A 23,302-nucleotide genomic window follows, 5' to 3' on the forward strand; every position below is an offset into this window, starting at 1 on the left:
TTAATTTTCAGATTAAAGCTCATCCCACATCCGTTTCACATAATCGAAGCCAAGCTTTGTACCTAGCTTGCATTCTTCCATTCCTTCAAACTCTATAGATATATAACCGTCATAGCCACTACGCTTAACGATCTCAACAATGCTTGGCATATCTATATCACCTTGCCCAACGATAGCGCCTCTGAGCCATCTTCCACCCGAGGAGCTGAACCAGCCTGCACCAGGCTTGATTCGTGCTGAGCGAACATAGAAGTCTTTAAAGTGCACCATCGAAGCAAGATGAATATTGTTAGCAACCGCGATCACAGGATCCTCATCGGCACATAGGAAATTACCGATATCAAGCGTCGTACGGAAATTGTCACGTGCCACTGCACCAACAATTGCTTGCACTCGCTCACTATGCTGAACAAAAAATCCATGGTTCTCAATACTCGTTGTAATTCCGTAAGCTGCAGCATAATCAGCGATCTGGCGGCATGCATCAACGAGTCCTGGCAGCTCTTCTAAAAAATTGCCGATCGATAGGTCATCACTTTTCGCTACATCATGACGCATACGCTTAATACCGAGCGTTGCGCACACATCAACCTCTCGCTTAACTCTTGCAATCTCCTGCTCTCTTTCCTCTTCATCTAGGCCAGAAAAGTTAGCACCAATGGCGTAATTAGACAGCTCTAACCCTGCATTGTTTGCTGTTTGCTTGATGACTTCGATCAGCTCAGCCTGCTCAACAAGGTTATATCCAATCGGGACGATCTCTGCATGCTCTGCACCAAGCTCCGCAATCGTTTCAATAACTCCTTCTAGCGTAAGCTCACCTGACTTGTAAGCGCCATGAAGGCTGTACGTGCTTATTCCTAGCTTCATTGTTCGCTCGCCTCCTCTACCGGACTTGCTATCTCGATCCACTCATCGCGATGTGCAAGAGCGGTTTGACCTGCCTCGATAAGCGCAATGACTGCCAACGTCTCCTCTGGCTGTACCGGCGGCTTGCCATTCTCGAAGAATTTTAATATAGCATCCATCAGCTGCTCAAACATGTTCGAGCATTGAGCAATAAGGCTTCCTTCACCGTTACTCCGTTGAATAATAGCCTGAAACGGTGCGCTTTTCATCTGAAGATATGAGGCCTGCCGCCCATCCGGCAGCTCTACAATGAGAAGGCGTCCATTTTCAGTCGATAGACTCTTTATTCGTTTATAGGTCGTTCCCATCAAGGTTACGATCATTTCAAACTGATGAACAGCATAATTCTCATATCTACCTGGTCCAGCTACGGCTAAGTATTCAATAGCATCCGCTTCGATTCTCGCCGCATGATCTTGAATTTCAAGCGCATAGCGTAGTGCTGATGTTGAGAATAGCGGTGTATTCCCTTCCTTCGCGTGCTTGAATATACGCTGTGCAGTCGCTAGATCAGGTGCAAACGTCTTATCCATATAGACGGGCTTGCCAGATTGTAGAGGGAGCTGAGCAAGACGTTCATGATGCTCCGGATGGTCAGGCGATAGGATGATGATTGCATCAGATCGCTCGATCAGCTCCTCAATCGTCGCTACTTGCTGCACGCCTTGTTCGATGCACCACTGTTCCGATGTCATACCGTTAGGCTTGTCGATTTCTGCCCATGCGTAGGCAACCTCCCATTCTAGCCCAAGCTGCTTAGCCCGCTCGGCAATCCATGCTGGATAGTTGTTAGCATGCCATTCATCTAGATAGTAATCTATGAAGCCTATCTTTTTCATAGAGTAACCTCTTTTCCGATAGCAGCGGACTCGTAGAGAGCATCCATCACTTGAGTTGTCACCAACGTATGATCGATATTGGCACGATTTTTCTCCATCGATTGAATCGACTCTAGAAAAGCTTTAACCTCAGCTGCGAACATATCCTCATGTGTAAAGCTTGCCGCTGTCTCATATAGCATGCCATTTTTACTTGTATATAACGTAAATTCACCGCCATATTGCAGCTTGATTCCAGCCTTACTTCCTAAAAATTCTACAAACATCGCCTTCTCGCCAATGTTCTGTGCCCAAGCTCCGTTCATACTAATCGTTGGACCCGACGTGCGGATTAGCCCCGTAATGAAATCCTCAACATCAAACGTTCCGTCTAGCAATGGTGGGCCTGCCCACATGCTCGTAAAAGCATACTCTTTAATATTGCGCCCTAGCTCACCATAAGCTGCACCTGACACGGTATGTGCCTTAATGTCATTACCTAGAATATAGAAGATAAGATCAAGGAAATGCACGCCCCAATCGATTAGTACGCCGCCGCCTGATTTCTCCTTCATTGTAAATGGGCCGCCTAATCCTGGAATTGAGCGATGTGAACGGAAGGAGCAATACACATGATAGAGATTGCCAAGCTCACCAGCATCTATAAGCTCTTTAATTTTGTTGACCGCTGTATTGAAGCGATTAACGACTCCAATGTTAAGAATTTTGTTGTTACGGTCTGCTGCCAGCTTCATCTCAGTTGCTTCCGCATAGGATAACGCAGCTGGCTTTTCGCAAAGCACGTGCTTACCCGCATTCAACGCTGCAATCGTAATAGGAGCATGCGAAGCATTCGGTGTACATACGGAGATCGCATCGATTTCCGGATCAGCCAGCACCTTCGCCAAATCAGAGGTCGGATGAGGGACGCCATATTCAGCAGCTAGCTCCTCTGCTCTCTCAATGACGTCATCTACCAAGTATTTAATGTCAGCTAAGCCGCTTTTCACATATGATGGTACGTGCTGCGTACGTGCAATTTGCCCACAACCGATAACTGCTACCTTTAATTTTTTCATTTTTGCCAGCCTCCTGAGCTTGATTTAGCTTTGTATAAAATTCGCTTATTACAATTGCACATTCTCATTTATATCAATTTATCGCTTTCTATCTCGAAACATCACGCGTACTATTTTTCATCGCATCCAGCACTTCCTGCTCTGTGGCTAAAGGCGTATCACCTGCAACCGTATGAGCGAGCATTGCTGCATATGCTGCAAATTCTACGGCATGTGCTGGCTCTGCTTCTGTCAGCTCACCATGAATGATGCCACTCGCATAGGCATCACCTGCACCTACACGATCATAGACAGCAAAGGTTAACGGATGAGAGTAGTAAAATTGACTATCCTTATATAAATATCCTCTTAGCGTGTGCGTATGATCAGTGTTGATCGTTCGATGTGTGCCAGCAGCTGCTTTAAGCTTATACTTCTCTGCTACGAGAGGAATCAACTCCTCAAGCTGCTCCGCTCGATCTTCCTTATGAGTAGACATGCCGAGCACATGCAGTGCATCTTTTTCATTCATAAATACAAGATCAGCAAGCTGCAGCAGCTCCTCATAGTGAGGCCTTGCTAGCTTATATCCGTCTTCTCCCCACAGTGATGGACGATAGTTACAATCAAATATAACCGTTCCACCTGCTGCCTTAACGGCCGCTGCCAGCTCCTTCATCGCTGCACGTACATTATCGTTCATTGCTAGCGTAATACCGCATAGATGCAATGCATCGATGTCACTGGCAACTTGGGCAAAGCTCGCAGCATCAAACGTAGCTGTATTAAAGCTGCTCCCCCAGCGGTCTGTATAGGTTACGCGGCTTGGCCTCGCGCCGAAGCCGTGCTCCAGAAAATAACTGCCGACATATTTGCCACCACGAGCGACATAGTCTGTGCTCAAGCCTAACCGCCGTAAATAAGCTACTGCCGCATCACCAAGCGGATTGCTTGGCAGCACTGTCACCATCTGCGAATGATGCCCATAGCGTGTTAATGCAGAGCCTACATTCACACCTGTACCTGAGAAGGAGTAAGTTAGTTGATCGCTTTGCGATAGCGTAGCATAGCGTGGTACCTCTAATCGCATCATGACCTCGCCAAAAGCAGCTACCTTACTCATAACGATTAACCAGAGCCTTCAAGGATGCATATAGCTTAACGACATCCGGAACCTTCGTTGCACCAGTCGCCGGATCGATGATGGAGCTGTATACGTGCGGGATTACTTGAGGTACACCAGCCTGAAGGGCTATCTCTACAATAGCCTCAAAATTATCAAGATCAATTCCGCCTGTAGGCTCAAGCGCAAAGCCTTCTTCACCGCACGCTTGTGCCACTGCGCGATATTCCTCCTCAAGCTTTAAGCCGCCCATTGGGAAATATTTCAGCGCATTCCCCCCCATATCACGAACAAGCGCAATGGCTGCCTTCACAGGAACAATCGCCTTTTCGCTAATTGCACTGCTTGCTACTCCTGTTGAGATATTGACGTAGCCTGGCTTACCGCAAGGAGATACTAAGCTGTTAACCCAGCTTTCTCTTCCGTTTAGATTAGCTCGCGTCGCTCCAACGGCAGGGAAGATTTGATTAATATGTGCGCCCGCATAGCTTTTAACGATCTCGGCGACAACAGCGGCCTGGCGATTATCTCCCGCTCCGAGTCCAATAGATACAGCATCGTCTATCGCAGCACCGTATTCCTTCATGGCCTCCACAGCTGTCGCTGCATCTGGGTAGGACTTGGAAAGCACACCAACTAGCACATGTCCCTCTGCTGCTTCAAAGATTTCCTTCGCATTCGTTATAGAATTCGTCAGTACATTTAATGCGGCTTTACCTTTGTACATTCGTTTGTTCATTATGCTCGTCCTCCGATGATTTCACGTATTCTGCTAGCGATAACTGTCATATCGTCACCTTGCAAGGAGCGAGGATCAATATCAAAATATCCTTGCTTCACGCCATAATCACGCGTATAAACGGCGATGTCCCCTTCGCGCAGTTGATCATTTACCACAGCTGCATTCATTCCTGCTTGACCTGCATCGATATGAATTCGACTACGGAATATAGCTCGACCCGCCTCATCCTGTACTACATTGACAGTAACACCTGGTAATTCTGACAAGCTGTCTAGCTCCGCGAGCGCAGCCTTCTCCTGCTCGCTCTTATCCAGCTTCACCATATACTCATCAAGCGCCTGCAGTAAGCCGAAGATGCTCTCCTTGCCGACCTTCATGCTTCTTCCGATACCGTGCAGCTGAGTTCTCACCCAATCCGTATATGGCTGCTTGCCAGCAACGATACCCGAGGTCGGACCTTCAATCGCCTTAGAGCCGCTATAAATGGCTAGATCGGCATAACGGATATATTTACGCAGATCCTCTTCCGCTGCAGCATCAACAATTAGTGGAATGCGATGACGGCGAGCTAGCTCGCTTACCTCTTCAACGCTGGCCATATTTTTTTGCACGCAATGATGTGATTTAACGAACAGAATAGCAGCCGTTCGTTCGGAGATGGCCTCCTCGATATGCTCTGTTCGTCCCTCGTTGGCGTAGCCCACCTCGATGATCCGACCACCACCAAGCGCCACCATCGTCTCAACTGGAGCGCCGTACTGCACATTGTGACCCTTGAACATAATAATCTCGTTCACGTAGATGGGATCTTGATGCAGGCGCAGACTTGCTCGTTGCTGCCCCTTCGTTACAACTGCCGCTACAGATAATGCAATTCCACTTGATGCTGAGTTAACAGCAACTGCACCTTCTGCCTCCAGCACCCGAGCAATATGCTCCCCTGATTTGATAACGAGATCTGCCATCTCAACATACTGCTGACCACCCTGCTTTACAGCCTCCATTACCGTATCCGTTGGGGCGGATACCCCTAAAATGCTCATTCTGCCGCTAGCATTGACTACTCGCTTCAATCCGTATTTAGCATGCATTGTATGTTCCATCTCTTACCACTCCTCTTACCTTTATATGCTGCTCAGCTAGTCGTTCCTGTCCTTCCGAATCAACGAGTCGCTTCGCTTCCTGTCTTAGCTCGAACAGCGTAATATCAGCTGCCCCACCTATACTGATACTGCCTAGCTCAGGTCGGTTTAGAATAGCGGCGGCATGTTCCGTTACCATCATCACGACCTGCTGCAGACTGTAGCCTAGCAGTAGAAATTTGCTCATCGTATCTGCCAAGCTATATACAGGGCCATTCATCCGATTATTTCTATATATATCTGTACTGATTGTATCCGGATGTATTCCAGCAGCTTTCGCTTTTTCAGCAGTTTCGAATGAAAAGCTGGCCGTGCCATGACCAACATCGAGGCGAATTCCCCTTGCAATTGCAGCTAGCAGCGCTTCAATAGGCTGACCAGATTCAGAGAATAGATTATTCGCCTTCCCATTGAGAAAATGAGTAACGATGTCATCACGCTGAAGCTGACCTATCACATCTGTAATATTGGGCGGACCTGAGCCGATATGGACCATAAGCGGGAGCCCATAGCGCTTAGACCACTTACGTGCAATCGTTAATGGCTCTAGCCCGAGCTCCTTCACTACACTGCGGCTAATTCTTGCCTTTAGGCCTATGATAAAATCTTTATGTCTATTCAATGCAGCAGCAAGTCGCTGCTCATCCAACCACGCTAAGCGGGAAAGCTCATCCACTCGCTCGAGACCGATATGAGAAATATTCAAGAACGATAACACTCGAGTCTTAGCAGTGGCAGCTCTCTCCTGCAGGGCATCAATCCGATCAGCACCGCAGCTGCCTGCATCTACAATCGTTGTTACGCCCTGCTTTATGCCGATCTCGTCGATGTCATCTCCATAAGGCGCGAGCTCAGCCATCGCGTGCACATGTAGATCAATCCAGCCTGAGGATACGTAAAGTCCTGAGCAATCAATGCTCGTCTCTGCTTTACCTTGACCTGCCGCTGCAAGCTCTACGATTATTCCATTGGCAATGACGATATCTACCGTCCTGCCATTAACGAGTGTTGCGTGCTGCAGCACTAATTCCATATACTCTCCCTCCTATCCGTTGCTCCAAGAAGCTTGGTCGCTAGTAGATAACGAGTCGCACAGCGTACGGTTTTGGTACATGAGCAACAAAGTTTTCGCTAGCGTCCAACTCCGCTAAACATCTCTAACGCTCAAACCTTCGGCTCCGCTTATGATTCTCTAATGCTCGAACCTTCGGCTCCGCTTATGATTCTCTAACGCTCGAACCTTCCTTCGTCAGGAGGTCGCTTTTAGAGATCATAAGCTCCGCAGTGCTAAAAGAATATTAGCGTCATCAAAGTCGGACGTATTAAACTACCATTTCCAATAAAGGGGAAAAAACTTGGATTTCAGTACCAAGAAGATGGAGCAAAGCTAGAAATTACGGAGCGCAGCGTACGGTATTGGTACGTGAGCACCGTAAATTTCGGCTGAGTTCCATATTCGATGCCGACTAAGCTACAATGATTTACTTCGTAATCAAATTCGAGTTTTTGCCCTACCCATTCAAATAAAGGTTTAATTCGTTCGGCTTTCAGGACCAAGAAGATCGGTCGCTAGTAGATAACGAGTCGCGCAACGTACGGTTTTGGTACGTGAGCAACGGAGTTTTCGCTAGCGTCCAAGCTTCGACGTCGAGTAAGCTACAACGAAGTTACTTCGTCATCAAAGTCGGACGCATTAAACTACCTCTTAATGGTGATACGACACAGTTCTGGAGCCAGCGAACTCCCCCCAGCAAACAACGTCAGCTCACAAGGCTCGACCTTGTATTCCATCTCTCGGTTCCAGATTGCCAGCTCATTTTTGCCAAGCTCAAATTGTATCGTGGTCTGCTCTCCGGGCTGAAGCTCTACCTTGGCAAAGCCTTTTAGCTCCCTTGTTCTTCTAGTGATCGGGGAGCCCTGCGCTTGTATATACAGCTGAACTGCTTCTGCTCCTGCGTATTGGCCTTCATTGACTACTTTCACAGAAACGATAAGCTTTGCACCGTTCTCCAGCGCTTCAGCTGATATAGTACTCTCCACTGACTCCTCGAGCGCACAGCTAAACTTGGTGTAGCTGAGGCCATAACCGAATGGATATAGTGGCTGCTCAGACATGTCGACATAAGGACGTCGTCTGCCTTGATTTTTCTGATTATAATAAACGGGCAGCTGGCTAGATGATCTCGGCATGGAGACAGATAGCTTACCGCTTGGATTTACATGCCCATACACTATCTCCGCTAGTGCTGTCCCTCCTTCAGGCCCTGGATAAAACGCACATAGAACGGCTTCGCAATAGCGTTCAACGACTTCCAGCACATGAGGTCTGCCTTGAATAACAACTGCAACAAGCGGAGTGCCCGTAGCTGCTAGCTGTTCAATTAACTTCTCCTGCATACCGCCAAGCTGCAGGTTTGCCAGATCGACTCCTTCACCGCAGTCCATCTCTCCTGTATGATGACCGCCCATCATAATAGCTCCATTGCTATCAAATTGATCGCCAAAATCTCTTGCACTGCTGCCACCAATAACAACGATTGCAACCTCGGAAGCCTTGGCGGCTGCTACCGCTTCTGCTAGCCCTTCATCCTGCATATCACGTATGCCACAGCCTCGTGCATAAATAATTTCAGAGCCTTTTGGTGCAAGCTGTTGAAGACCTTGCAGCACGGTCGTGCACGTTCCAGGTCGCTGGATGCTCGTATAGTCGCCAAGCTGATTGTATACGTGATCTGCATTTGGACCTATTACCGCTATACGGCGCGGCGAAGCAACCAGTGGCAGAATGCTATTATTGTTTTTTAGCATAACGACTGATTCCCGTGCCAGCTGGACATTAACATCCTTCGCCTGATCTGCGCCAACATTCGTTGCAGCTAACGTTTCATCCACCAGAGGCTTGTCGAATAAGCCGAGCTCGAATTTAAGCTTAAGCACTCGCCGCACGGCTCGATCGACATCCTCGATAGCGACTAAGCCTTGCTCAACCGAGGCCTCAAGCTTAGTAAAGGATTGATCCCACAGACTAAGATCTACTCCGGATTGAAGCGCAAGTGCTGCGGCCCCTTCAAAGCTTCCAGCAATGGAGGTTAATCGATCGATGGCACAGCCGTCGGCCATTACGATTCCCTCGAACTCCCACTCCTCGCGCAGCACACGCTGCAAAAGCCACGAATTAGCATGACACGGTACGCCGTCAATCTCATTGTAGGCCGCCATGACTCCTAGCGCCCCAGCCTTAATGCCAGATAGAGCAGCTGGCAAATGAATTTCACGGAGCTCGCGTTCTCCGATATTCGCAGGACCAGCATTGTGACCACCCTGCGCAGCTCCTTGCGCACATAAGTGCTTTAATACAGCGGCCACCTTATGACCAGATCTAAGCTCTTCCACATTATTGCCTTGCAGCCCGCGCACAACTGCCTCTGTGAATCGAGAAGCGAGAAATGGATCCTCACCATAGCATTCTTCCGTTCTCCCCCATCTCGGCTCCTGCAATATATCCAGTGCAGAAACTAGCCCAAGATGTGCGCCTCGACTACGGATCTCAGATGCGACATACGAATAAGCCCGCTCAGCCAGTGCAGGATTCCAGGTCGAGCCTACTGCCAGATTCACGGGCAATAATGTCGAATCCAGCGCCTGATGACCATGCGGGCATTCTTCAGATAGCAGCACAGGGATACCAAGACGAGTATGCTCGCGCACATACCGCTGAATAGCGTTCGCCACCTTACCACTTTGTGCAGTTGGAATTCCGTTATCATGTGTAACTGCGGACCAAGGATCTGCTCGAAACAGGCCATAGAGCGCACCCATTCCATCACCGAGCTGTACCTGCTGCTTGAATAGCTCCGTTAGCTCGATATCGTCTCCAGTACGCTTATAAGCGTCCCAGCCGTACATATGCTGATTAAGCTGTCCAATCTTCTCCTTCAGCGCCATACGAGCAAGCAAATCCTCAACACGCTGCTCGATCGGAAGCTCAGCATTTTTATAGACAGCATCCATTCCACTTCACTCTCCCTGTTAAGCCTCAACTTCATCGTGCAAATCTACCTACATATGTGCTTAGACGCCTGCACTGACCGCACGATATTCCTTCGGAGTCATGCCTGTTACTGTCTTGAAAACCGATACAAAATATTTGTATTCCTTATACCCAACCTGGTCAGCTATTTCAAATACCTTATCATTTGTTGATGCAAGTAAGCGCTGCGCCTGAGAAATGCGAACATCATTAATGAATTCCTTAAAGTTTTTGCCTGAGTTTTGCTTAAAAATATAGCTAAAATGATTCGGTGTAATATTGAGCCATTCTGCGATTTCGGATGCCTTCACATCCTCGCTGTAATGCTCTCTTACATACTTCATCGCCTTCTCGACGATCCAGTACGATTTAGTAACGGATTGATTGCGAATCAGCTCTAACCAAGCGTGTAAATCATCAAGCAATAATTGCTCCAGCAATTCGTAGCTATTGTACTGATGCAAATCAACAGATTGACGTTCGCCATTTTGCTCAAATTGTAAAGCATTGTTGCGCAGCCGCTGACGAAGAAGTGTCATTTGCTCCTCATAAATTTCGAGCAGCTCTGGCAGTAACAGCTGGTGTTCTCGCAGCTCAGCAAGCAACGTCTTCACCATGGTCCTTGCTTCATCACACTCTTGACGGTATAGCAGTCCGCTTAAGCGAGTAGCCCAGTCCGCTGGTGGTGTATAGCTATGAATAGATGGTCTGCTCGATTCTATTGCTTTACACCTTGGCATCGTTAGAATCGATTCGTTCTGTGGCAGTAATATATGATAAGGAAGCATTTGCCAGACCTGCTCACACAATACTGTCGTTTGCTCCAGATCATTAAAGCAATCAGAGGCAGCAATAATGATCCGTCCATCATGCTTCCAGCCTGCTGCGATCTGCTGCAGTAATTCGTTCCAATCCTTCTCATGCAAGGTACGATGCTTATCGTAAACAAAGGTGTAGAGAAGATTGGCATTCGTAAATACAAATATCGAACCCAGTCCAGCAGCGTCCAAAGCTGACTTTATGTCCTCTGTCCATTCATCCTGCAGCCTTTTGAGTGCATCTGCAGAAAGCTCCCCATAATGAAGCTTAAATTCAGTTAATTGAGTAGCAAGAATACGATAAGTGCCTTTAAATTTCTTTAGCTGTTTAACGAGCTCCGTCTCAACAAATTCTGATTTGCTATATATCGCGTTCATAAACCACAGCTCTGCCTCTTCGGGCGAAATCGTATTAGCCTCTTCATGAATTCGTTCAATCACTTTGCTAACGACAGCCTTCAGCTCGTCAATGTTAACTGGCTTCAGCAAATAATCGATAACACCCTGTCGCATCGCGCGGCGAGCATATTCAAAATCCTCATAGCCGCTAATCATGATCATATTGATATCTGGGTAATGATTGCGCAGCTGCTCAGCCAGCTCCAGCCCATCCATGCCATCCATGCGAATGTCAGACAAGACGATATCGATAGCCTCAGCCTGAACAATCTCTAATGCCTGTTCTCCATCCCAAGCAACGCCTACTACCTCAACGCCAAGCTGCTCCCAGTCAATCGTTTGTTTAAGCCCTTCGCAAATGATCGGTTCGTCATCGACAATAATCATTCGAATATTAGCATTTGGTTTTTTAGTGTAATGATTATGCTTATCCATCTACTACTCACCACCATTAGAATTGACGTATGGAATTTTTAGCCTTACCCAGGTGCCTTGTTCCTTAACAGGCATCAGCTCCAGCCCGTAGCCCGTACCGAAGAAAATAGTTAAGCGCTCATTAATATTTTGCAGAGCACCAATTTTGTCTGACTTTTGCTGCCGTTGCTTCAGCATAGCTTGAAGCTGCTGTACCTGCTGAGCATCCATTCCTTTTCCATTGTCACGAACATCTATCCAGATCTCATTGCCTCTCTGATAAGCGATCACCTTGATCCAATTGTCATTGGATTTAGTTTGGAAGCCGTGAATTAAGAAGTTCTCTACCAGCGGCTGAATGATCGTTTTCGGAATTTTGACATCTTCTAATGTATACTCCATAAACAATGTATAGTGCAGCCGAGTACCTAGACGTACCTGATGCAGCGCCAAATACGATTGAACAAACTGCATCTCTTGCATCAGCGTCGTTTCGTATTGCCCATTGTTCACGCTAGACCTGAAGAAGCGCGAGAGCATTTCAATAAGGTGACTCGCTTTTTCTGCATGCTCCAGACGCGCAGTCCAGCGTATCGTATCCAGCGTATTATATAAGAAGTGCGGATCCATTTGGCTTTGCAGTAGCTTTAGCTCCGATTCTCGCTCTCTTATTTCCAATTTATATTTATGATCGATCAGCTCTTGAATGGTATCAACCATCGCATTGAATTTACGACCTAAGTCAGAAATCTCATTCTTAGAATGAACGGGTACCCTTGCACTAAAATCTCCCATCATTACGCGAGTCGTTTCATTTTTCAGCCGCAGAATCGGTAGAATGATCATATAATGAAAGCCTACGAGTGCCAGAGCAAGCAGCAACAATATGCCTAGCAGCACGGCTGACATAATCCAGCGTACACCTACTAATTGCTGGTCAATGACGGACTTAGGAATCGCGGTAACGATAGTCCAGTCTGTACCGTCCATATGACGACTAAACGTATAATAGGAGGAATCGCCTGCCTGGTAGCTTGTGTCCCTAGCTCCTGTGCTTCTCATCGACTCTAATATATGATGTGGATCGAGATTCAACGCCGCCTGCGCGTTTTCGGATTGCAGCACCAGCTCGTCGTTAGGCCCGATGACATATACATATCCTTGCTCCCGATACTGTTCATTCTCTAGTAGCTTGACGATGCTTTGCTCGTCTAGTCGAATGACTAGATTACCAAGCGGAGTTGTTACGTCCTTGTATTTATTCAGAACACGAAACAGGGAAATGATTCTAACTTCACCATTCCAGCCACTGTTAGCAGTGTAGCCTTCGCTCCAGACAATTTTGCCTCGCAGCTCTAAGGCCTGCTGCAGCCATTGCTGTTCGTCCCCATATACCGGTTCTCCCATTTCTATTAAGCCACCGTTCAAACCATCGATCGTAATCGAACGAATATACGGCTTGGAAAACAAGTGAAAGCTTAGCAAGCCCTCTACTGATTCTTTTAGATCATCGACATATTCACTATATTGGTACGGATTAGATTGCAGATAATCGTTGAGATCCGGATTGTAAATTAAGTAGTCCGCTAGATCCTCAACCATTGAAAATTGCTCTTCCAGCTGATTAACGACTGCATCCAAATTTCGAACCGTCGACTCTACATATTGATCTTGCAAAATTTTAGTGTAGGTTGATTGAACGAGAATGCCTACTCCCAAAGTCGGTAAAATTACTAGCAGAAAAAAGATAAGTATTGCGATTTGCTTGAGCCCATAGTTTCTGAATATTCGTAATTTACCGGTCATGGTTAACATCCCCCTCGATGACTTACAGCTTAGCCTTTGACAGCTCCTGCTACCATCCCGTTAACAAGCTGCTTTTGGAGCAGCAAATAGAAGATAATAATAGGAACTAAGGCAATTGTAAGCGCCGCCATCTGCAAGGTCAAGCTAGCGGTTTCTATCCCTACAAAGTTAGCAATACCAAGTGGCAAGGTTTTTAGTGACTCTGAGCTTATCAATACTAATGCGAATAAATACTCGTTCCAGTTGTAGATAAAATTCAAAATAACGACGGTAGCGATGGCTGGGCGAGTAATTGGCAGGATGATCGACCAGAAGATTCGATAGATTCCTGCTCCATCCATAACCCCCGATTCTTCGAGATCACGCGGAAAGCTGCGCATAAAGCCTTCCAGAATAAAGATGGTTAAAGATAGATGAAAGGCCGTGTAAGGCAAGATCAACGATAAATACGTGTCCAGTAAGCTTAAATTTTTCATGATCATAAAGATCGGAATAAGTGTTGCGTGAATAGGAATGAGCATGCCGAGCAGAAATAATCCATACAACGCTCCACGCAGCTTGAATTCAAAACGAGATAGGAAGAACGCTGCCAATGCTCCAAGCATTACGGTCACGATGAGCGATATGAACGTAATGAGCAAGCTATTGAAAAAGTAAACGTCCATATTGGCGACTTCCCATGCCTTGCTATAGTTAGAAAACTGGAGTACTTCAGGCAATGCGAATGGGCTTGCTGCATACTCCTGTTCTGTCTTGAAGGAGCCGACGATCATATAAAAGATCGGAATGATGTTGAATAAGGCAAACACTCCAAGGAACAAATAAGCAAAAATATAATACAGGGGTGATTTTTTGGTCATCATGTTCAGCTCCTTTCTAGTCCTTTTCCCTACCGACTCTGTTTGCGATCACCACGACGATCAGGCTGAACAATAGAATCAGAATAGAAACTGCGCTACCGTAGCCGAACTGTCTGCTCAAAAAGGCATTGTTGTACATATAAATCGTCATGACTTCAGTCTGATGAGCAGGTCCACCACCGGTCAAAATTTGAATCAAATCAAATACGCGGAACGAATTGCTTATGCTGTATATGACCGTTACGAGAATGGTGGCACGAATCATAGGAATCGTAATTAAAATTACTTTTCTTAAGCCAGTAGCTCCATCAAGCTCTGCAGCCTCGTTCACTTCACTAGATATGTTTTGCAGTGCTGCTAGAAAAATGATCATGTACAAGCCACAGTTTTGCCAGATATATGCTAGGCTAATGGAAAGCATCGACCAATCAGGATCACCAAGCCAGTTGCGTTGCCAGCCTTCCAAGCCAATGACGCCTAAGACGCTGTTTAGAAAGCCATACTCTGTGTTGTAGATCATTCCCCAGATAAGTGAAACCATTACCGAGGAAATAACGACTGGGATAAAGCCTACCGTTCTAAAGAAGCCATTTCCTTTCAAGCTTCGATTAAGCAATAGTGCAAGCAGCAATCCAAGAGGAAGCTGTCCGATCAAGCCGGTTAACATAATGATGACGTTATTTTTAACAGAGAGCCAAAAAATATCGTCCTGAAAAATGTCACCAAAATTGTCCAAGCCAATAAATACTTTGGCAGATATACCATCCCAATTAAACAATGAATAATACAAGCTGAGAATGATGGGGAGAATGGCTACGCCAACATAAATAATTAGCGAGGGGAGCAGCCCTACAAAAATTGCGAGCCTAGTTTTTTTTAACGTATGCATCAGGTACCCTCCTCCAAGCACAGTCTATCTTTGGGTAAAACAAGCTAGTATACGTCTATCAATATACTAGCTTGTTTGTCTCCTTTTATTGGATCGTTAATATGCTTACTGTCCGATTAATTCTTGCGTATCCTTAGCGACTTCCTCTGGTGTTCCTCTTCCTACAGTTAACGCTTGTAAGCCGTTCTCAAACTCTTTTGCTGCTTGCGTATTGATAACAGCGTCGAATACAGGAGCTGTACCGTTGCTTGTCAGCTCATACATTTCCTTCAGATACGGGCTAATATCGTCGCCCATCTCTACGTTAGCTGGAACGAGAATACCTGCTTTTGCTAGGTCAGTATAAAGCTCTTCATTTACAAAGAATTTCATAAATTCAACAGCTGCTGCCTTTTTCTTCTCGTCTAGTCCATTTTTAATGGCAATACCAAATTGCGGTACACCTGCAGCCATTTTTTGATCACCTAAGCCGCCAGGAACACTTGGGAACAAGGCGATTCCGAACTTGTCACCTTCTTCATTCGTTGTACGAATGCGTCCGTCCACTGTAGCAGATGAAATATGCATCGCTGCTTTACCTTGAATCAGATAGTCCTGTGCTTGAACAGAATCCATATTGTTTGCATCGATATTGAATGCTTCTAGCTTTGTCAGCTCGTCAATAACCGCGATTGCACTTACATACTCTGGGTCTGTTAATTGCGCTTCTCCTGCCATTACCTTATGAAGGAAGTCCTCACCAGCAAACCGTTGACCAATAATGGACATATAGGATGATTGAAGCGGCCATTTTTCTTTGTTACCTAGAGAAATTGGTGTAATACCTGCTTCCTTCAGCTTTTTGATCATCTCAATAAACTCCTCATACGTAGCAGGGAATTCATTGTAGCCAACCTGTGCCAAATACTCTTTGTTGTAATAGATGATGTCTACAAAGTTACGCTTTGTCGGAATCGCTAGTTGATTGCCATCCACATTGTAGCCTGCAAGCGCATCTTCACGAACAAGATCATTCCAGCTGTCCATATGATCGTTCAGAGGCATAAGCAAGTCACCTTTTACAAGTGGATCAAGGTCAGCACCTGGCCAAGCAACGTTAATGTCTGCTAGGTTGTTCGCAGTTGCTAGTGTAAATAGCTTCGTCTTGTATTGTGCTGCTGCTACACCGTCCTGCTCGATTTTAATGTTAGGAAATTGCTCTTCAAAAGCTGCAATGCGCGCCTTGTAAACCTCGTTATCCACGTTAGGTGATGTCCAAGGATGCATCATCGTTAATGTAATAGTCTCTCCACTAGCACTCTTTCCATTATTAGAGCTGCCCTCATTACCGTTTTCCTTTGAATTACCACATGCTGCAACGACAACCATAACTGCAGCTAAAACTAGTGACAAAGAAATTCTCATCCAATTGCTTCGTTTCATATCATCGACTCCTCTTTTTTAATGATATATCCACTTCCTCAGGAAGCGTTTACAATTACTTTAGAGATTGCTTATGCTACTCTTTCTAGATAGGGCTGTACGATAGAGCATGCTACAGTACACTTTCATACAGCCTAACCTTGCTTTCCATCATGTTCAAATGTAACCGCTGTTAATTTCCTGCAACAATGTAATCAACTAATTCATCAAGTGGCACAGTAGCAAGAGCTATCGCTGTATCCGTTACACCATAATAGATATACAGCAGGCCATCCTTCACTACATTGGCTGTTGGAAAAATAACGTTAGGAACTTGATAGCCGAACTTCTCATAATATGGCTCCGGCTCCATAATGAAGTTCTTCGTTCTAGCAATAATTTTTTCCGGATTTTCAAGATCTAGCAGAAGTGCACCGACACGATATACACTGTCCATGTCTACGCCATGATACAGGACAAGCCAGCCTTTATCTGTTTTGATAGGGGGAGTAGAGCCACCGATTTTTTTCTGTTCCCAAGGTTCAGTACCAGCCTTCGCCAATAGCTTAGGCTCTTCCCAATGAATAAGATCATCGGAATAAGTAATCCACATGGCAGCTTTTTCTGTGCCATATTCAGGACCAACGTACTCCTCAGGGCGACGCAGCAGCACATATTTATTATTGATTTTCTCAGGAAACAAAATATTGTCTCGATCATTAATGTCGAGTGGTGTTGTGTCGCTGAGATATTCCCAATGGATCAGATCCTTTGATGTTAGAATACCTGAGCGAGTGAGCCAATGCTGTGGATCATCACCCCAACCGTCTGGATATTCAGGTATCGAACGTTCTGGCAATCCTGTGCCTGTTGGGTAATAATTCATCGCACATGGCCGAAGCGCATAGTTTAGATAGAATGTATCGTCTATTTTTACAATACGCGGGTCTTGAACACTGCCATAAGGGAAACCAAGCATATCTGGTGTTACGATCGGCTCATCCTTTACATGGGTAAAGTTAACGCCATCATCACTTTCCAGTAAGCCTAAGAAGTTTTTACATGGTGTTAAGGAACCCGCTGTGCGCTCGATCATATAGAACTTCCCATTGTCGATAATGACTGCAGGATTAAATACAGTAGCCTTGCGCCATTCGAATAGTCCTGGTACAACGATCGGGTTTTGGGGATGTCTCGTTATTTCCATTGCTAGCTATACCTCCTTATAAGATGTGTGATCGACTTATGAGTTAAATTATATAGCCCAGCGTTTGCGAATTATATCCGATAAATCTTCGATTACATCCGATAACATCCGATTTATAGATTTTTCCATTGTATCCGTTTACACAATCTGGATGATGCTATTCATTTTAAATATGATCATGATCTGTTGAAACAACATTAACAATAAAAAAGCTCTCTTTCATTAGTGAATAATCACCAATGAAAGAGAGCTAAAGTTGAAACTTGCCAGGTTGTAGAAAAAATCCTATTCAAGCAGCTTCGTTAGTCTTAGATGTCATCTCATATACAACGCGGTTACACACCGTCTACTTTACCATCGATACGGACAGGCATTCTCTAATTCATCAGTATGTCTAGGCCTATGACTTTGAGCTTGTTGCATTCCCCTCATTGCCAGCTGATTTGTTTTTAGTGCCTTTACTTTTATAAGGCTTAGGAGAATTAGCAGCTCTGCGCTCCGCGGCCTGCCAACGGTTCCATCCTTTTTTACCTGTACCTCTACCTGTACCCTTTGCTTTACTCAATTGATCACTCCGTTAATTAGTGTGTCTTCCTATGTAATATCATAGCATTGGTGTCAAATGGTGCGGTTATACATGGAGCATGAAAGTTAAGTTTTAGTTATAGATTTGTTTGTTTGTCTCTTTCGGTTAGATAAACTCGATCTTCTAATAAAGGCATCTTATAAACAAAGGAGGAGATTGCAGACACCTTATATAATATTATAAAAAAGGAGATTACATATGAAAAAAATAACAGTGACAATTGCGATACTAATACTCTTAGCACTTACAGCATGTAATACTAAGGATAGTAGCTATACAGCCCCCGACGGAAAAGAATATAAATATAAATTAGAATTAACAGGTATGATGCCTAATGCATCGAAAGAATCGAAATATATTATTTTGACAAATGACATAACATTGACCTTTGATAAAGTAGCCAAGAGTATTTATAGCAGCAATAGTAAAGACAGTGATGGATTTGATTATTACTTATTGTTAACGGAATAATGGTTGACCACGAACTAGAGTGACTCTGAATTATGTATGATTCTTCTCTATTGCAGCTTCCTAGACCATTCGTTGCAGTTAACTAAGTGATTTACTTTCAAAAAAACTTGGAGAAACCCTGTACTGAACCAGGCTCTCCAAGTTTTTTTGTATGTTAATTGTTATTCCCACTCATCGTCGCTGATGGTTTTGAAGTAATGGTAATTTCATACACCACGCTCTTAACGTTGTCTACTTCATTTACGATACGAACGGAGATTTTCTCTACAACTTGCCATCAACCGATGTTACTACGTTTGAATAAAATTTTAATTAGAAAAAACTTGAAATATCAAATTAATCAGTTATACTGATTATATATTTAACTGATTAATTGTGGAGGTGAGCAAAAAAGTTGGAGCCTTGGAATCAATCATATGGTTTTTTACTTGGAAAGGTTCTTCAGCAAATGGAAATAAAATTTGCTGAAGGTCTTGCAATGTATGACATTAATGCTAGACAATACGGTGTTCTTTTATTTGTAAAAGGAAACCCTTACTCATCACAGAAAGATATATCTGACAACCTACAAATTGATCGGACAACAATGGTAAGTCATATCGACCATTTAGAAGCTTTAGGTTTTGTGGAGAGAACAAAGAATTCTAATGATAGAAGATCCTATAGCCTTTTGATTACATCTAAAGGAAATGAGGTAGTGGATTCGCGTTGGGAATTTTTAAATACAATTGAATTAGGAGTTTTAGCCCCATTAAATGACCACGAAAAACAATTATTGAAGGAATTTCTGGTTAGAATTTGGAGTTCACTTTGAAACGGGAGGCAATATTTCGATGCACGCACTTGATTATTTTAACGCACGTTTAGAAGCTACATTTAGCCCTATGGATTATATGAGAGCGACGCAATTGAATCCGGATAAATACTTATTGATCGATGTTAGAAATGGTCCTAGTCACGTTAGAAGTTTAACTATTAAGGACGCTGTGATTATCCCACAACAAGAGCTATCCAATCGATTACATGAAATACCAAAAGAAAAGGAAATTGTTGTTTACTGCTGGGATGTATGGTGTAATACTGCTGCCAAAGCAGCCATATTCTTAATTGAACATGGCTATACAGTGAAGGAGCTATCTGGAGGAATTGCTGCTTGGAAAGAAATGAACTTTCCAGTGACAGATGCTTCACAAGGTGAAGACAATTTTGATTGTGGATGTTGATTTTCACGAGTAAGGTTCGTTTTTGAATCAGCTTCTATATACAAAGGCTCTCTTCTATTTGTGCTATTCACAAGTAAAAGAGAGCTTTTTTAGACCAATCGTTGCAGTTGACTAAGTGATTTAGTTTCACTCAAGAATAGTAGTAGCAGGTTACTTAGAAGCCACATCATACACGATTCTGTAAAATTACGAATCAATTCATCTTATTCATTGATCGCGAACCTTTTTGCTGATCTAGCTCGGGCGCGTTCAATTTCAACCTCGCGATTTCGAGGCTCCGCTTTAGTCTCTAGCGCATCCAATAAATTTTGGGATATAAGCTGAATTTCATAAACAGCACGATTAAATGCTTCCTCATTTGCCTTTGACGGCTTGTTAAAGCCCGTTATTTTTCTCACGTACTGGAGAGCAGCTGCCTCAATTTCTTCGTTAGTAGCAACTGGCTCAAAGTTGAATAGCGTCTTAATGTTTCGGCACATCATTATCTCCTTTAACCTTTTTTATTTATTTTACTATGTTGTACTAGCCTTAGCCAGAACTACAAAAAAACTTGGAGAAATCCTGCACTAAAGCAGGCTCTCCAAGTTTTATTTTTGTATGTTATATGTTATTCCCACTCAATCGTTGCTGGTGGTTTAGAAGTAAATTCGTACACAACGCCTACGCTTTCTACAAAAACATATAGTTTATTATATTTGTCTACTCAAGAACTTTTGATTTATTATAATCTAAATAATCAGTTGTAATTTCTTTAATAATTCTATCTAGTGCAATACATAAAACTGATAGTCCTGAGATAATAAATATTTCTACATCGTTACTATTATTAATATCATTCAAATAAAACTTGAATTCTATGAAAAGTTGGGATACTGCGAGGATAAGTATAAATAAATACATAATAATTCTTCTAATAAAAACCTCTTCTTTAACCCGATTAATGGTAATTACTCTATTAAAATACACCCAATAATTAAAGAAAAATGGAATAAAACATAATACTAAAAAATAATGACTATAATTATGCGACCATTTTAATTCCGTTAAAAATGTTAACACTATAACTAATAGTGACAATATTATTGTAAAACTAAATATTTGTTTCACTAGTAACTCAAACCTATTGACCAAATATAATCGTCTTAACCAATTAAGTCTTTTTAATTGATTATTTATCCAATAATTAATTGAAACATAAGTAGGATTACTCTTTTTATATTCAATAATAATTGAATCCCTAATAAAAATAATAAAAAGAAAACTAAATAACATAACTGCAAATTTAATTGCAAAATAATCTAAGTTATTCCTTAACTCAAAAAACAACGATAAAGCGTAAATTATAAAAATAACAGTAACGATTAAAGAAATCAGTTCTGTTGCGATTACTATTCCCTTTCTTTTTATTTTAGATCCTAAAAATTTTCCGAACTTATTTGCAACAACACTAAAAATCATATTATAAAAGAATGTCAAAATAAGAAGTAGCACTCCCATTATAACAATATATACAATAATGATAAGTATATTTGACCACAAGTTATTCTCAGTGCTTAATAGAATAGTAGCTACCAAACTATAAACTCCTCTCCTATTTTAATCATTCTATTCTAAAAAACTCCCTAATTATTCAAATAAGAGAGTAAATCTTGAGTCAATGTCCAAGGTTCATATAGTTATCTGTTCTTGCAGAGATAAATTCCATTTAAAATCTTTAAGGTATTCCAATTGTCTCATAATTCCTATATTGCACTACTTCGTTAACTAGTTAGTATTAATATTCTAACGAGTAGCTAGGGATACTTCCCTAGTGTACATTCAATACCAACGGTTTATTTTATTGTGCGAGAGCCCTACGCGACTAAGATTAAGATAGTAAAAGTACAATATCTAGAATGGTAAATCATCATCACTAATTTTACTTACTTTTTGCATCTTAATCCATTTGTCATTCCAATCAAATTGTGTAAATATTTTCAATTTATCATTCTCATCGAAAATAACTTTATTAATAGTTAAATAGAAGTAAATATTATTTTGTTCTAGTACGTATTCATAATGTTTATCATAGTCATCATAATCAAATAAATTCTTCTCTGTAAATTGTCTAGCTTTTAACCAAACCTCTAATTCTTCCTTATTTGAAAAGAAGATTCTATATGGGGTATTCGTCGCTTCTTTTAAATTAATAAATGCAGGATGATTGCTCAACAATATTTCTTTAATAGCAGTATCAGAGTTTTTTCTTTCTTCCGTTAAGAAATTAACTAACTTATTTAACGTTTGGGCAGTAGCATTAATATTCTCAAGTGTTTTTACTTCTCCAAGTTTAGCTTGCTGTTGTAACAATCTTTGAAATAATCCCGCCCATTGTTCTCTAAGAAAAAATATAATTTCTTGTGAATTTTCAAACGGTGAAATTGGGTTGTTATGAGACAATCCCTCTATTTCTTCAATAAATGCAAATATTTTAACATCATCTACATAGCTATACTTAATATTTTCTACATCTTTATTTAATAGATACATTCTGTACTCACCCATTACTGATTTGTCAATAAATATGTAGACTTGCTTTCCTAGTTTATGAGCTGTTTTTATTTCCATCTGAGTAATAGAATAAGGTTCATTTTTCGACCCACTTCCATATCTACCACCTATAATAGCAATTAGAATGTCTGTATTATCTACTTCTCTGTAACAATAATCTTCTAATTTTTCCTCACTACCGTAAGGTATATTTCCCTTTTCATTTAATACAGCATCGTAACCCAAATCTTTTATAAATCTTTCTAAATCTGCTCTTACATATTTTAAATCATAAAAAGTTGAGCTGACAAACACTCTTGGTCTAGCCATTACTTCACCTCTGCATATCTTGTCATTAACTTCTTAGAATACATATTAATAAAATATACTAAATTTAATCTTTTTTTACAACTTTACAAATAACATAATGCGATAGGGTAATTAGACATTAAAAATATGTAATGTATACAATATTACAATAGGAGCATTACATTCATTAACTCATTAATTATATAATTTATTCATAAAAAACTCCCTTCTATTTGTCGAATAAGACAAATAAAAGAGAGAATTTTTTTAAGACCAATAGTTGCAGGTGAACGAATCATACTCTCAAGTATTGTGACTAAAATCCCTTGCTACACAAGGCTTGTCAGCTACAAAAGCCTACTCCCATTCAATCGTAACAGACGGCTTAACGTTACGTCATACACGATAAGGATAACGTTATCTACTTCATTGACGATACGAACAGAAATTTTCTCTAGCACACCCTAAAGGATACGTGCCCAGGCTACTGTCATACCTTCAACAATAGATATTACTGCACGGATACCTACAGTATAAGAGTAGGTAAAAGCGTTGTCCATTCCCCCTA

At 42.6% G+C, this 23,302-nt stretch carries 21 protein-coding genes and 2 pseudogenes; 3 read left to right on the top strand and 20 right to left on the bottom strand.

Annotated features, from left to right (window positions below):
• Positions 1–12 precede the first annotated feature (12 nt).
• The 15 genes from M3180_RS17075 to M3180_RS17145 form a co-directional block, all read right to left on the bottom strand.
• Positions 13–870, bottom strand: a complete 858-nt coding sequence (locus M3180_RS17075) for a sugar phosphate isomerase/epimerase family protein (protein WP_251669716.1) — start codon at positions 868–870, stop codon at positions 13–15.
• Complete coding sequence (locus M3180_RS17080; protein WP_251669717.1) at positions 867–1,748, bottom strand: Gfo/Idh/MocA family oxidoreductase; 882 nt, start codon at positions 1,746–1,748, stop codon at positions 867–869. Before M3180_RS17080 ends, M3180_RS17075 begins: the two co-directional genes overlap by 4 nt.
• Positions 1,745–2,806: a Gfo/Idh/MocA family protein gene (locus tag M3180_RS17085; protein WP_251669718.1), complete on the bottom strand. Its 1,062-nt coding sequence runs from the start codon at positions 2,804–2,806 to the stop codon at positions 1,745–1,747. Before M3180_RS17085 ends, M3180_RS17080 begins: the two co-directional genes overlap by 4 nt.
• A gap of 88 nt (positions 2,807–2,894) precedes the next feature.
• Positions 2,895–3,908: a sugar kinase gene (locus tag M3180_RS17090; RefSeq protein ID WP_251669719.1), complete on the bottom strand. Its 1,014-nt coding sequence runs from the start codon at positions 3,906–3,908 to the stop codon at positions 2,895–2,897.
• Positions 3,901–4,647: a 2-dehydro-3-deoxy-phosphogluconate aldolase gene (gene dagF / locus M3180_RS17095; RefSeq protein WP_251669721.1), complete on the bottom strand. Its 747-nt coding sequence runs from the start codon at positions 4,645–4,647 to the stop codon at positions 3,901–3,903. The genes M3180_RS17090 and dagF overlap by 8 nt, the downstream gene beginning before the upstream one ends.
• A complete protein-coding gene (locus tag M3180_RS17100) occupies positions 4,647–5,753 on the bottom strand; it encodes a DgaE family pyridoxal phosphate-dependent ammonia lyase (RefSeq protein ID WP_251669723.1) in 1,107 nt (368 codons plus the stop codon). The genes dagF and M3180_RS17100 overlap by 1 nt, the downstream gene beginning before the upstream one ends.
• Entirely contained in the window at positions 5,731–6,825 is a 1,095-nt protein-coding gene (locus M3180_RS17105) for an amidohydrolase/deacetylase family metallohydrolase (protein ID WP_251669724.1), read from the bottom strand. The genes M3180_RS17100 and M3180_RS17105 overlap by 23 nt, the downstream gene beginning before the upstream one ends.
• A gap of 665 nt (positions 6,826–7,490) precedes the next feature.
• Entirely contained in the window at positions 7,491–9,803 is a 2,313-nt protein-coding gene (locus tag M3180_RS17110; RefSeq protein WP_251669725.1) for a glycoside hydrolase family 3 N-terminal domain-containing protein, read from the bottom strand.
• A gap of 60 nt (positions 9,804–9,863) precedes the next feature.
• On the bottom strand, positions 9,864–11,474 hold the full coding sequence (locus M3180_RS17115; RefSeq protein WP_251669726.1) for a response regulator transcription factor: 1,611 nt from the start codon (positions 11,472–11,474) through the stop codon (positions 9,864–9,866).
• A gap of 3 nt (positions 11,475–11,477) precedes the next feature.
• Positions 11,478–13,259 (bottom strand): cache domain-containing sensor histidine kinase, encoded by a 1,782-nt coding sequence (locus M3180_RS17120; RefSeq protein WP_251669727.1) that lies wholly within the window; start codon positions 13,257–13,259, stop codon positions 11,478–11,480.
• Positions 13,260–13,288: 29 nt separating this feature from the next.
• Positions 13,289–14,122, bottom strand: coding sequence for a carbohydrate ABC transporter permease (locus tag M3180_RS17125; protein WP_251669728.1), 834 nt, complete (start codon positions 14,120–14,122; stop codon positions 13,289–13,291).
• Positions 14,123–14,135: 13 nt separating this feature from the next.
• A complete protein-coding gene (locus M3180_RS17130; RefSeq protein WP_251669729.1) occupies positions 14,136–15,008 on the bottom strand; it encodes a carbohydrate ABC transporter permease in 873 nt (290 codons plus the stop codon).
• A gap of 105 nt (positions 15,009–15,113) precedes the next feature.
• Positions 15,114–16,430 (bottom strand): ABC transporter substrate-binding protein, encoded by a 1,317-nt coding sequence (locus M3180_RS17135; protein ID WP_251669731.1) that lies wholly within the window; start codon positions 16,428–16,430, stop codon positions 15,114–15,116.
• 172 nt (positions 16,431–16,602) lie between these two features.
• Positions 16,603–17,616, bottom strand: coding sequence for a glycoside hydrolase family 130 protein (locus M3180_RS17140; RefSeq protein ID WP_251669733.1), 1,014 nt, complete (start codon positions 17,614–17,616; stop codon positions 16,603–16,605).
• Positions 17,617–18,016: 400 nt separating this feature from the next.
• Positions 18,017–18,181 (bottom strand): DUF3934 family protein, encoded by a 165-nt coding sequence (locus M3180_RS17145; RefSeq protein WP_251669734.1) that lies wholly within the window; start codon positions 18,179–18,181, stop codon positions 18,017–18,019.
• A gap of 219 nt (positions 18,182–18,400) precedes the next feature.
• Between M3180_RS17145 and M3180_RS17150 the strand changes: the two genes are divergently transcribed.
• On the top strand, positions 18,401–18,673 hold the full coding sequence (locus M3180_RS17150; RefSeq protein ID WP_251669736.1) for a lipoprotein: 273 nt from the start codon (positions 18,401–18,403) through the stop codon (positions 18,671–18,673).
• A 154-nt stretch (positions 18,674–18,827) separates the two neighbouring features.
• Here the strand turns inward: M3180_RS17150 and M3180_RS23065 are convergent.
• A pseudogene (locus tag M3180_RS23065) lies at positions 18,828–18,950 on the bottom strand (GMP synthase (glutamine-hydrolyzing)); the annotation flags it as partial.
• A gap of 117 nt (positions 18,951–19,067) precedes the next feature.
• On the opposite strand from M3180_RS23065, the gene M3180_RS17155 reads away from it, so the two are divergent.
• Both M3180_RS17155 and M3180_RS17160 read left to right on the top strand, forming a co-directional pair.
• Positions 19,068–19,487, top strand: a complete 420-nt coding sequence (locus M3180_RS17155; protein ID WP_251669737.1) for a MarR family winged helix-turn-helix transcriptional regulator — start codon at positions 19,068–19,070, stop codon at positions 19,485–19,487.
• Between the two features lie 19 nt (positions 19,488–19,506).
• Positions 19,507–19,896 carry a rhodanese-like domain-containing protein gene (locus M3180_RS17160; RefSeq protein ID WP_251669738.1) on the top strand — a complete coding sequence of 130 codons (390 nt, stop codon included), beginning with the start codon at positions 19,507–19,509 and terminating at the stop codon, positions 19,894–19,896.
• A gap of 203 nt (positions 19,897–20,099) precedes the next feature.
• On the opposite strand, the gene M3180_RS17165 is transcribed toward M3180_RS17160, so the two are convergent.
• From M3180_RS17165 to M3180_RS17180, 4 genes and pseudogenes are all read right to left on the bottom strand, one after another.
• Entirely contained in the window at positions 20,100–20,375 is a 276-nt protein-coding gene (locus M3180_RS17165; RefSeq protein ID WP_251669832.1) for a DUF2277 domain-containing protein, read from the bottom strand.
• A 220-nt stretch (positions 20,376–20,595) separates the two neighbouring features.
• The gene (locus M3180_RS17170) at positions 20,596–21,471 is read right to left on the bottom strand and encodes a ligand-binding sensor domain-containing protein (RefSeq protein ID WP_251669739.1); all 876 of its coding nucleotides are present in this window, start codon (positions 21,469–21,471) and stop codon (positions 20,596–20,598) included.
• Between the two features lie 315 nt (positions 21,472–21,786).
• Positions 21,787–22,755, bottom strand: a complete 969-nt coding sequence (locus M3180_RS17175; RefSeq protein ID WP_251669740.1) for a DUF4062 domain-containing protein — start codon at positions 22,753–22,755, stop codon at positions 21,787–21,789.
• A gap of 336 nt (positions 22,756–23,091) precedes the next feature.
• A pseudogene (locus tag M3180_RS17180) lies at positions 23,092–23,294 on the bottom strand (GMP synthase (glutamine-hydrolyzing)); the annotation flags it as partial.
• Positions 23,295–23,302: the final 8 nt, after the last annotated feature.

It is taken from the genome of Paenibacillus camelliae (assembly GCF_023715345.1).
Lineage (GTDB): Bacteria > Bacillota > Bacilli > Paenibacillales > Paenibacillaceae > Pristimantibacillus > Pristimantibacillus camelliae.

Excerpts from the sequence above, each read along its gene's own strand:
- M3180_RS17085 (WP_251669718.1), bottom strand. The coding sequence starts at position 2,806 with ATGAAAAAATTAAAGGTAGCAGTTATCGGTTGTGGGCAAATTGCACGT.
- M3180_RS17175 (WP_251669740.1), bottom strand. The coding sequence starts at position 22,755 with ATGGCTAGACCAAGAGTGTTTGTCAGCTCAACTTTTTATGATTTAAAA.
- M3180_RS17105 (WP_251669724.1), bottom strand. The coding sequence starts at position 6,825 with ATGGAATTAGTGCTGCAGCACGCAACACTCGTTAATGGCAGGACGGTA.
- M3180_RS17150 (WP_251669736.1), top strand. The coding sequence starts at position 18,401 with ATGAAAAAAATAACAGTGACAATTGCGATACTAATACTCTTAGCACTT.
- M3180_RS17160 (WP_251669738.1), top strand. The coding sequence starts at position 19,507 with ATGCACGCACTTGATTATTTTAACGCACGTTTAGAAGCTACATTTAGC.
- M3180_RS17115 (WP_251669726.1), bottom strand. The coding sequence starts at position 11,474 with ATGGATAAGCATAATCATTACACTAAAAAACCAAATGCTAATATTCGA.
- M3180_RS17125 (WP_251669728.1), bottom strand. The coding sequence starts at position 14,122 with ATGATGACCAAAAAATCACCCCTGTATTATATTTTTGCTTATTTGTTC.
- M3180_RS17165 (WP_251669832.1), bottom strand. The coding sequence starts at position 20,375 with ATGTGCCGAAACATTAAGACGCTATTCAACTTTGAGCCAGTTGCTACT.
- M3180_RS17110 (WP_251669725.1), bottom strand. The coding sequence starts at position 9,803 with ATGGATGCTGTCTATAAAAATGCTGAGCTTCCGATCGAGCAGCGTGTT.
- M3180_RS17130 (WP_251669729.1), bottom strand. The coding sequence starts at position 15,008 with ATGCATACGTTAAAAAAAACTAGGCTCGCAATTTTTGTAGGGCTGCTC.
- M3180_RS17090 (WP_251669719.1), bottom strand. The coding sequence starts at position 3,908 with ATGAGTAAGGTAGCTGCTTTTGGCGAGGTCATGATGCGATTAGAGGTA.
- M3180_RS17075 (WP_251669716.1), bottom strand. The coding sequence starts at position 870 with ATGAAGCTAGGAATAAGCACGTACAGCCTTCATGGCGCTTACAAGTCA.
- M3180_RS17140 (WP_251669733.1), bottom strand. The coding sequence starts at position 17,616 with ATGGAAATAACGAGACATCCCCAAAACCCGATCGTTGTACCAGGACTA.
- M3180_RS17135 (WP_251669731.1), bottom strand. The coding sequence starts at position 16,430 with ATGAAACGAAGCAATTGGATGAGAATTTCTTTGTCACTAGTTTTAGCT.
- M3180_RS17120 (WP_251669727.1), bottom strand. The coding sequence starts at position 13,259 with ATGACCGGTAAATTACGAATATTCAGAAACTATGGGCTCAAGCAAATC.
- M3180_RS17100 (WP_251669723.1), bottom strand. The coding sequence starts at position 5,753 with ATGGAACATACAATGCATGCTAAATACGGATTGAAGCGAGTAGTCAAT.
- M3180_RS17080 (WP_251669717.1), bottom strand. The coding sequence starts at position 1,748 with ATGAAAAAGATAGGCTTCATAGATTACTATCTAGATGAATGGCATGCT.
- dagF (WP_251669721.1), bottom strand. The coding sequence starts at position 4,647 with ATGAACAAACGAATGTACAAAGGTAAAGCCGCATTAAATGTACTGACG.